Genomic DNA, 9,983 nt, shown 5'->3' on the forward strand with positions numbered 1-9,983 from the left:
CCGGAGGCCGCGTGTACCTGGAGCTGGCGGAGGGCACTCCGGTCGAAGCCGAGCGCGCGATGGCGCTGCTCAAACGCCTCGTGGGTTGAGCCCTCCTGAGCCCCTCTGCGGGCACCGCGTGCGGCGCGCGCCCCAGCGTCGGAGGGAGGCTCCTCCGACTGAACCAGCGGACGCGGCGGGAGACTCCGCGCCGACACATCCCGCCAATCCCCAGCCTATGGCCAGGACAATCACACACACTGGAATTCCGCCTACCGCCCAAGCCCAGAAGCGCCGGGCTGCGCCCCCCCCACCACAGTGGGCCGGCGTGAAACCCCGCGAATTCTCGCGGCAATTCCAGGCAGAAAAATCCACACCGCCAGCCGTCGAAGATGACTTGCTTCATCCACACACCAGAGCGTGTATGTGTTTCGCGACGGGCACCACAGCCCCGCGCGAATGCGAGAGGCAAACTCCATGAAGACGCTCCGGTTTGGAATTGAGATTGAGACGGTTGGCGCCAGCCGCCAGAAGCTGGCCTACGCGATTCAGAGCGCGGTGGGTGGGCACGCTTCCGGCGACTACCGGGGCTGGCAGGTGACGGACGCCCAGGGCCGCACCTGGAAGGTGGTGGCGGACGCCTCGCTAAGCGGGGGCGAGCGCAGCGGCGAAATCGTCTCCCCCATCCTCACCTACCAGGACATGGACGCCTTACAGCAGGTGGTGCGCGCCGCGCGCGAGGCCGGCGCCCGCGCCGACGCCTCCACCGGCATCCACATCCACGTCGACGGCAGCCGCTTCGATGCCAAGGGCGTCACCAACCTCGTCAAAATGGTGCACAAGCAGGAGCGCCTCCTGGAGACGGCCCTCGGGGTGAGCGCAGCGCGGCTGGCCCGGTACTGCCGGCCCATCGACACGGCCTTCCTCCAGCGGCTGGAGGCACGGCGCCCGCGCACCCTGCAGGAGGTGAATGAGGCTTGGTACGGGCGCCGCAACAGCATGCCCAACCGCTACGACTCCAGCCGCTACCACGGTCTCAACCTCAACAGCCTCTTCTTCCGGGGTACCATCGAATTCAGGTACTTCAACGGCACGGTGCACGCGGGAGAGGTGAAGGCCTACGCCCAACTGGTGTTGGCCCTGGCCGCACGGGCCCTGGCCTCGAAGGCAGCCTCCAGCAAGCGCCGCGACTTCAACCCCGCCACCGCCAAGTACGACTTCCGGGTGTTCCTCCTCCACCTCGGCCTCATCGGCGAGGAATTCAAGACGGCCCGCCTCCACCTCCTCAAGAAGTTGGAGGGAAGCGCCGCCTGGAAGGGCCAGCGCCGCGACAGGCGCGGCCCGAGCGGGGAGGGCACGCCCGGCAGCGAGGGCACGCAGGGCGGCGCTGGGGGCGCCCAGGGCGGCGTGCACGAGGCCCTCGCCGCCTGAAGCGGTTTTCACGCCGGGCCCTTGAGGGCGCTGGCCGGCAATGACTACGGCGGGCCGCGCGCCCGCCCTCAACACGGAGAAACCCATGCTCTACTTCGCCTACGGCTCCAACCTCGACATGGCCCAAATGCGCACGCGCTGCCCCAACGCCACCGTCGAAGCCCGCGCCACCCTTCCCGGCCACACCTTGGTGTTTGGCGGGTATAGCCGCCGCTGGGGCGGCGCCGTCGCCAGCCTCCAGCGCGTGCGCGGCGCCCACGTCGAGGGGGTGCTGTACCGCCTCACCCCCGAGGACTTGCGCGCCCTCGATGCCTTCGAGGGGCACCCCCTCGCGTACCGGCGCGCCATCCGGTTGGTGACGGACAGGGCCGGGAAGCGCCGCCGCGCGCTGGTGTACCTCCAGCCCGAGGCAGGCTTCGAATCCTGGCCTCCTGCGGCCACCTACTTCCGCGTCCTCTGGCACGCCTACGCCCGGCTGGGCTTTAACCGCGCCGCGCTCGCGAACGCCCTTGGAGGTGCGGCATGAAGCGCACTTCCCCCGCAGCAACGAGCGTCTTCGTCTACGGGACGCTGCTGTCCGGAGAACCCAACCACCACCTCCTGCGTGGCGCCCGCCTCGTCGGTCCGGCGCGGACGCGGCCCTGCTTCACCCTCTACGACTACGGGCCATTCCCAGCCCTGGCCTCGAAAGGCCAGCACACCGTCGCGGGGGAAGTGTACGAGGTGGACGCCCCTATGCTGGCGGCGCTCGACAGGCTCGAGGGCCACCCCCGCTTCTACCAACGCAGTCCCATTACTCTCGACGGGGGCGCGCGCGTCGAGGCATACCTGTTTCCCAAGGCGCGGCTGGCAGGCTGCCCTACCATCGAATCCGGTTGCTGGCGTCTACATCTTCAAGAGAGGGAATCATGGTAATCGTCATGCGCGACGGGCGCGTCTTCCAGGGCACGGCAGTCCAAATCGTCCGCGCCATGCAGGACATCGCCTTCGGCGTAGAGCGTCTGTCCTTGCCCGAGTACATCGAGTGGGTGGTGACCAATGCGCGCAGATTCGACGAGGTGGAGCTCCAGGTACCCGGAGGCACCGACGAGGAGATGGCCGCATCGTTGGTGGCGGAGATGATTCGCACAGGCCTGACGTCGAAGGGGTGAGAGATGAACCCACTACTTGCGCTCTCCTTGCGATGGAGGGTCTCCATGCCAGCCGACGGACATTCTCCAACCGTGTTCCACCTCAAGCCCAGGCAAGACTGACGTAGAATAATGACCATGGACTCGATGACGAAACTGGTGGAGGTGCTGCGCGGCTGGGATGATGGCCTTCTAAACAGGCTTAGCCTCTACGGAATGCTGGATGATTTGCTCAGCCCAGAAACCATCGACCAGGTCATCGCCGGCATTCCACCCACTCTGCGCAAAAAGTATGTTGAACATCTACAGAACACTTATGGTGGTCCCGACTTCAATGGGAAAGACCTCGTCCTTCTCTTTGGTGGCGCTGAGGACCGCGAGCGCCTCGACGAGCACCGAATCTGGAAGGAGAACGAGGAGCGCCGAATTGTTGAGATAACAGCCCCTGCCGTACGGGAGTGGCTCGCCAAGAAATCCGGCAGTCAAATGTAGTGTCCTTCGAGCGCGCGAGTTCCTCGTCCACCAAGGGGAGCCTGCCTACCGAGTGACGTGACGCCATGTTCAGTCGGGACGTCCTCCAGCGGGGGAAGAGGGCTCTCGCGAGCCCGGCGCGCCTCCACAAGCACCAAGGCCTCGCGGGCGCCCAGCTCCACCAAGGCAGCGGCCTCCGCCGCCCCATACTCCAGCTTCGCCTGGGCCAACCGCGTCCGCGCCGCGGGACTGCCGTCCAAGCACGCATACGCCCGCTGCAACTCCACCTCTGCCCGCCCCAGGCGCTCCGCGAGCGCCCGCCGTGTCTTCATGCTCATGGCCGAGGGTGGAAAGCAGGGGGGCATGCCGCACCTTCACTGACACCTCTTCGCGCGGGGCGTGTTGAGCGGCGGCCTGGTGCCTGCGTCCATCGACTTGTACTCCCCTGTCCGGGCCGGAAGACGCCAACGCAGCCCACGGGCGTGCGTCCCTGGCGACGTTGGCCCGTGGATTGAATTGCCCCGGAGGGCGATGCCACTGAAGGGCGTGGCTTCAATCAGCCGAACTCTGTCCACAGGCTGACGGTGACTTGCCTTTCCGGGCTCAGCACGGACTGCCTCGTCAGTGCGTTCTCCAGTTAGCGGTCGCGATTGCCACCGCATTTAAAGCAATGACTCTCACGCGCCGACAGCCGGCGAAGCCTGAAGGCCTTCGCACATTCATGTCAGCCCTTGCAGCTACGCTTCGCGGAATCCAGGGGGGAGAAGGCACCATGCTGTTGGTAGACGTGCTGGAGGAGCACCTCGACGAGGCCGAATTTCGGTGGCTGCAATGGGAGAAGGTGCTGGGGGCGCCGGACTTCTCACTGGTTGAGACTGCGCGGTTAGAGGCGCTTCTCCTCGCGCACCTGGACGGGCTGGTGGTTGGCGCATCCACCGCAGCCGAATCCGTGCTGCGCCCCGCCTTCGAGTCGGAGGACGCCTTCCGCATTTCCGCGGCGGCCTTCTCAATGCTGGCCCTCGGCGAGGTGGACGAAGTCCTGCTGCGACTGCGTGAGGCCGAGCCCGGAGCGCGCGCCGCCATTCGACGGGCTCTGGAGCTCAGCGAGGCCCATGGGCTGGGCGCACGCCTGCTCGACTTGTTGAAGCAGGAGGACTCTGCACTGCAGGTCGAGGTGCTGGAGGCGCTGGCGTTTCGGCAGGAAGCATCACTCGAGATGCTGGCGCGCTTCTTCACGCATGACGAGCAGCGGGCGCGGGTTGCGGCCCTCCGTGCCGCCCTTCCCTTCCCACAAGACGCAGCGCGGACGCTGCTGCCAAGCCTGCTGGACTCCTCCCACCCCGGCATTCGGGCGGCGGCGATGGAGGCAGGAGTGGCTTCCGGTGTGAGGCAAGCCTGGGAGATGTGCCGCACCGCCGTCCGCGCCCGCGACGCGCACAGCCTCGAAGCCATGGTGCTGCTCGCCATGGGCGGCAGCGAGGCGGACATCCCCTCGCTGCTGGCCCTTCTGGACGTCGAGCAACTCCGGGCCCATGCCCTCTGGGCCCTGGGCTTCAGCGGCCGGGTGGCTGCCATGGAGGCGTGCTTGGCGCACCTGGAGGTGCCCGGCGTAGCCCAACTGGCCGGGGAGGCCTTCTCGGCCATGACGGGCCTTCGACTGGAGGGGCCTTACGCCTTGCCCCCTGGCGAGAGGCCCGAGGGCGCTCCGCTTCCGCCCGAATTCGAAGAGGACTTGGACGCGGACCTGGTGCCCAAGCCCGAGGACGACTTGCCCTGGCCGAACGTGGCCACCGTCCGGGGCTGGTGGGACAAGGAGAAGAAGCGCTTCTTGAAGGGCACGCGGTACCTCCTCGGCAGCCCCTTCAGTGGCAGCGTCCTGGTGGAGGCGCTGGAAACCAGTCCCATGCGGCGCCGCCACGTGCTGTCGCGCGAGCTGGCCCTGCGGAGTCAGGGCACGTTGACGGTGCGCACTCGGACCTTCACGCATGTCCAGCGCGCGGAGCTGGCCAAAGCCCGAGCCGCCAGCGTCCGAATCCGCGCGCAGTCCTTCGACAGCGGCCTGCGCTGAGGGCGGGCCCCGAGCCGCTCTCCTTCCAAGGGCACACCTCGTCACCAACCATGTGGGCACTTCAGAACAAGACACCGTATGCCGCCGAGCGGACGTGGGTCCGCGACAAGGACGGCCACCACCTCTGGGTCATCGCACTCAAGGCGACCTTCGACGTCGACGACGCGGGCCACCTCCGCCCTGCCGACGAGCAGGAGCCTCCACTGCCCGAGCCCGTCTACTGGGGCGAGCCTGGACACTCCAGCCTGCGCTACGAGGCCGAGCTCGTCGCACCCAAGCCCCACACCGACGTCCTCATCAACGCGTGCGCCCATGCGCCCGGTGGACGACCTGCGCCCAGCGTCGAGGTGGCAATCCGCATCCACGACGTGGACAAGATGCTCGTGGTGCACGGGGAGCGCTTCTACACGCGCGGATTGACGGGCGTGAATCCTTCGTCTCCCAAGCCCTTCGTCTCCCAGCCCATTCTCTACGAGTGGGCCTGGGGCGGCACCGACACGCGTGACGCGGACGCGCGCAAGCACGTCAGCGACTTACGCAACCCTGTGGGCCGCGGAGTGGCCAGCCGCGAGGCACATCTGGTGGACCAGCCCGCGCACCGCATCGAATACCTGCGGGGAAACCCGGCGAAATCGGGGCCGGCCGGGCTTGGTCCTATCGCCAGTTACTGGTCTCCACGCCTTGCGCTGGCAGGCACCTTCGACGAGGCCTGGCGGAAGACGCGACATCCGCTGCTGCCGCGAGACTTCGATGAGCGCTTCGCCCTCTGCGCCCCCGCTGACCAGCGGCCCTCACGCCGTCTTGTGGGCGGAGAAAAGGTGGCCCTGGTGCACCTCACGCCGAAGGGCACGCTCCACTTCACACTGCCGCGCCTGCGCTTCGGCTTCGCCACCTACTTCGGCGCCGTCCGGCGCTTCCACGAGGCCGCCCTGGGCACCGTCGTCATTGAGCCCGAGGTGAAGAAGGTGCGCATGGTTTTCCAGACGGGATTGAGAGTCGGCCCGCAGGACATCGACTGCCTCGACTTCACGGCCATTACCGAGAGGACGGACTGACATGAGTGTCGAGGCAGTACTCGTGGCATCGGGAGCACGTACCCCCGCAGGGACGACAGCAGAGAGCGTCGCGGCGGCGGTGCGCGCGGGCATCAGTCGCGTGCGACTCCTCCAGGTGCCGGAGTTGGGGCGCCAGGCCGAGTCCTTCATCGCCAGGGACGGGCTGCTGGACGCGCAGGAGTGGAGCGGTGCGGCGCGCATGGCCGCGCTGGGGGCGGCGGCGTTGGACGAAGTCCTCGCCAAGCTGGCGCCCGCCCTGCCCCCGGAAAATGTCGAGGTGCCGGTGCTGGTGGGCCTTCCCGAGGAGCGCCCGGGCTGGAGGGCAGCGGATGCCTCGCGAGTCGTCGCCGCCCTCTCGGCACTAGGGAGTGAGCGCCTACGTCTGCGGGTGGAGCCCCGGCTGACGGGCCACGCCTCGGCGCTGGAGGGGCTACGAGAGGCCGTGACGCGTGTCAGCCGCGCCCCGCTGGTGATTGTGGGAGGCGTCGACAGCTACCATGACGTCCAGACGCTGGCCTGGCTGCGAGAGCGGAACCAGTGGCTGGAAGAAGGGAGGCGCACGGGCTTCGCACCAAGCGAGGGCGCAGCCTTCGTCGCGGTGATGACCGCGCCCCATGCACGCCGGTGGGGGTTCGCGCCCCACGCGATGGTGCGTGCCACAGCCACAGCCCGCGAGACGAAGCGCATCCACACCGAGGACCTCAACCTGGGCGAGGGACTGACGGTCGCCGTGGGAGAGGCGCTCGCGCCACTGGACGGCACGCGAGAGGTGGTGGCGTCCGTCCACAGCGACCTCAACGGCGAGCGCTACCGCTCTGAGGAGTGGGGCTTCGTCGCCCTGCGGCTGGGGGCCGCGTTTCGCGATGCCACTGCCATTCACACGCCCGTGAGCAGTTGCGGCGAAGTGGGCGCCGCCACGGGGGCGCTGAACCTCATCCTCTGCGCGCAGTCCTGGCGGCGCCGGTACGCGAGCGGTTCCCGTGCGCTACTCTGGGGCAGTTCGGAAGCTGGGTTGCGCGCCGCCGCACTGCTGGAAGAGCCACTGTCCGGAAGTCGAGAAGGAACGAATCCATGGCCAAAGTAACTGTCAATTCCCCAAGGACGCCCGTCACCAAGGGTAGCTCGGGCATCGCCTCGGCCACGCTGCCCAACGTCTGCAAGATGCCAGGCCCGCCGGCCCCCTTCGTCCCCACGCCCTTGCCCAACATCGGCAACAGTGGCGACTCGACCGAGGGGTACTCGAAAACAGTCACCATCAACGGGCACCCGGTCGCCATTGCCGGCGCCAGCTTCGGCAGCAAGGGGGACATGGCCAGCAAGGGGACAGGGGGCGGGCTCATCTCCAGCAACACCCACGGCCCGACGAAGTTCATCGGCCCCGGCTCAATGAACGTCAAAATCGAGGGGAGGAACGTGCAGTTGCTGGGCGACCCCATGCTCAACAACTGCGGCCCCTCCGGCAGCCCTGCGAATGCCGCCACCATGACGGGCATCATCCAGGCCTCCGGCGTTATGGCTGTCATCTACGGCGACGACATCCCGTGTTCGCTCTGCGGGAAGACGCACCCGCTGGAGGCAGGAGAAGAGACGCAGACGACGATTTCGAAGCTATTCCAGCGGCTCCAAGAAGCGCTCGACGCCCAGAAGCAGCAGGTCCTCCAGCGCAGCAAACTCGCCAAGGAAAAGAATCAGAAAGAAAAGCTCCTGGCTCAGTTAGAAGAGAAGAACACGGAAGAGAACAGAAGAATGGGAAGAGGGCTAAACTCGAAGCAGCGCGAGGAACTGATAGCGCTGCCCATCGAAATCTCGGCCCTCAGAGAGCAGGTCGACGCCCTCGACTCCTTCTTCAAGGCGAACGCCGTGCTCAGATTCTGTGGCGAAAGGAAAACCTACACCAAGGGCTACATGATTGGCGCCATGGCCTGTATATGCAGTACCAAGAAAGTTGCGGCCTGCTCAGGCCAAGCCCCTCCGGGCTTCGTAAAAGCTGTGCGGTCCGTGGGTTTTGAGTGCGCAAGTCCACCTGTCGGCCCTGAAAGTGAGCAGAAGATTTGGGACTGCGCCGCCAAGCAAATCATGGAAAAGCATGAAGGCCACAAGCCCAAGCAACTCATCGAGCGACTGTTCTACCCAGCACTCGAGGGTCTCAAGCCCGACCGCGGCCCCAGAGTCAAGTTCAAGGTTCGTCGAGAAGACCTGGACACCAAGAAGCTCTCCGAACCAGAGGAGCGCGAACAAGTCTTCAGCAGTGGCGACAACGTGCCCTCGTGCCTGGAGTGTCAAAACAAACTCCCCGCCCTCTACTGCCAAACAACGTGCCCCCGATAGAGCCCCCAATGAAAAGCTTCGTCGACTTCGTAGAAGAGTATCGCCCTGGTTTCTCCCAGGAGATTGTCCCAGCAGATAGATTCGACATAGCCGTCCTAGAGAAGCACGCGGGCCCACTCCCAGGTATCTACCGTCAGTTCCTTGAAACGATGGGCGCAAGCATCGGCGACCTTGAACTCGCAGAAGCCTCCCTGTCCATCGACGGAGCACTCGGCGCATACAGCCTCTCCTGGCTGAGTAATACTCGATACATCTATTTCGCTGGAGATCACGGACTCTCCAGTCGACATTGGTTCCTCGATCGCATGAGCCCGCATGGAGCCGACGACTGCATGGTCGTTCGCAGGGTGCTGGCAGAAAACAATCCTCCAGAGGCAAGCACGCCCCAGTACGTGGGGCTGGAAGAATTCCTCTACTACGAAGCCTTCAAGGAGCTTCGCCTGCCACAGCTACCCTTCCGGCGGAAGTTCTCGACACCGGATGACGCCGCTGCCGCAGCTCGCTACCGGGCCGACGTGGTGACTGCGTTGGCCGAGGAGAAGGGCTTCAAGCGGCTCCCTCCTGTCGAGCACTGCGCGCTGTACGAGCGAGGAGACGCAGCGCTGCTGCTCTATCGACATCCGACGCAGCCCACCTTCTCATTCATCCTGGGCTGCGAGGACTCGGCGGAGATGGAGCGACTGGCCCAGGATTTCGAGACACGAACGGGGCTGAAGAGCGTCATCACGCGGTAGGCAAAGCCTGGAAGTCGTAGCCCTCGTCGAGAGGTACGGAACATGCCCGGCGCTGACTGACGAGGTCGTGACGGACAGCAAAGTGGTGGAGTTCGTCCGCGGGCCACTGAAAGAGTGTGCAGGCGGAAGGCATCCTCAAGCAGTGCTCTCCTGCGGCTGTCACATCCCGTGTGCAAGTGCGCGCACCGCTATCGACTACGCCGCGGCCCTGGGGATTGGTAATCGTCTCCCAGCGTTGCCTTGTCGCCGCGTCCACAGCGGCGCCGTCGGCGCATCCGGTGCAACGCCTTTTACATATGCCTAAATCCCATCGTCTTCGCGAATTGCAGCCTTTCCACTACCCGAAGCAGGGCCTTTCTGGCGGCGCTCTTCCAGCGCAGTTCCTTGAGTCCGAGTTTCGGGCGGCCATTCGAGAGGAGGTTGTCGGTCCTGTCGCTACGCTCACCGCAGCGCTGAGTCGCCTTGCGCGGCGGTTGTCCGGAGCGCCGCAGCCTGCTCAGGCCGTGCGCACGGCGGGCCCCGCGCAACCGACAGAGGCTTCCCAGCCCGTCCGTGTGAAACCACCGCCGGCCGCCGCGCCCACGGCCCGGACCTGTGCCGTCATCGGATGCAAGCGCCCCCACCGCAGCCAGGGCTACTGCGCCACCCACTACCAGAAGCGGCGCCTCATGATGGCCACGGGCCGCCTGCACGCCGCGTGGGTGGAGGACGCCGCGCCCCACAGCATCCCTGAAGTCATTCTCCCGCGCGGGCGCAGGCCCAAGGCCGACGCCGCGCCTCCTGCTCC

The 9,983-nt window shown here is 66.3% G+C and carries 10 protein-coding genes and 1 pseudogene; all 11 read left to right on the forward strand.

Annotation, left to right across the window (positions count from 1 at the left end):
- Positions 1 to 456 precede the first annotated feature (456 nt).
- Positions 457 to 1,410: an amidoligase family protein gene (locus tag BLU09_RS37815; RefSeq protein ID WP_090495999.1), complete on the forward strand. Its 954-nt coding sequence runs from the start codon at positions 457 to 459 to the stop codon at positions 1,408 to 1,410.
- Between the two features lie 40 nt (positions 1,411 to 1,450).
- On the forward strand, positions 1,451 to 1,936 hold the full coding sequence (locus tag BLU09_RS37820) for a gamma-glutamylcyclotransferase family protein (RefSeq protein WP_244172430.1): 486 nt from the start codon (positions 1,451 to 1,453) through the stop codon (positions 1,934 to 1,936).
- Positions 1,933 to 2,325: a gamma-glutamylcyclotransferase family protein gene (locus tag BLU09_RS37825; RefSeq protein WP_090496000.1), complete on the forward strand. Its 393-nt coding sequence runs from the start codon at positions 1,933 to 1,935 to the stop codon at positions 2,323 to 2,325. Before BLU09_RS37820 ends, BLU09_RS37825 begins: the two co-directional genes overlap by 4 nt.
- A complete protein-coding gene (locus BLU09_RS37830; RefSeq protein WP_279627386.1) occupies positions 2,319 to 2,561 on the forward strand; it encodes a hypothetical protein in 243 nt (80 codons plus the stop codon). The genes BLU09_RS37825 and BLU09_RS37830 overlap by 7 nt, the downstream gene beginning before the upstream one ends.
- 117 nt (positions 2,562 to 2,678) lie before the next feature.
- Positions 2,679 to 3,032, forward strand: coding sequence for a hypothetical protein (locus BLU09_RS37835; protein ID WP_143043284.1), 354 nt, complete (start codon positions 2,679 to 2,681; stop codon positions 3,030 to 3,032).
- A 751-nt stretch (positions 3,033 to 3,783) separates the two neighbouring features.
- Complete coding sequence (locus BLU09_RS37845; protein ID WP_090496002.1) at positions 3,784 to 5,079, forward strand: TIGR02270 family protein; 1,296 nt, start codon at positions 3,784 to 3,786, stop codon at positions 5,077 to 5,079.
- A gap of 50 nt (positions 5,080 to 5,129) precedes the next feature.
- Positions 5,130 to 6,134: a DUF2169 family type VI secretion system accessory protein gene (locus BLU09_RS37850; protein ID WP_090496003.1), complete on the forward strand. Its 1,005-nt coding sequence runs from the start codon at positions 5,130 to 5,132 to the stop codon at positions 6,132 to 6,134.
- A gap of 1 nt (position 6,135) precedes the next feature.
- On the forward strand, positions 6,136 to 7,218 hold the full coding sequence (locus BLU09_RS37855; RefSeq protein WP_090496004.1) for a hypothetical protein: 1,083 nt from the start codon (positions 6,136 to 6,138) through the stop codon (positions 7,216 to 7,218).
- Positions 7,206 to 8,462 (forward strand): PAAR-like domain-containing protein, encoded by a 1,257-nt coding sequence (locus tag BLU09_RS37860; protein WP_090496005.1) that lies wholly within the window; start codon positions 7,206 to 7,208, stop codon positions 8,460 to 8,462. The genes BLU09_RS37855 and BLU09_RS37860 overlap by 13 nt, the downstream gene beginning before the upstream one ends.
- 8 nt (positions 8,463 to 8,470) lie before the next feature.
- Entirely contained in the window at positions 8,471 to 9,196 is a 726-nt protein-coding gene (locus BLU09_RS39730; protein ID WP_244172431.1) for a hypothetical protein, read from the forward strand.
- Between the two features lie 554 nt (positions 9,197 to 9,750).
- Positions 9,751 to 9,983: pseudogene (locus BLU09_RS39125) on the forward strand (cell wall protein); the annotation flags it as partial.

The organism is Myxococcus virescens (assembly GCF_900101905.1).
GTDB lineage: Bacteria > Myxococcota > Myxococcia > Myxococcales > Myxococcaceae > Myxococcus > Myxococcus virescens.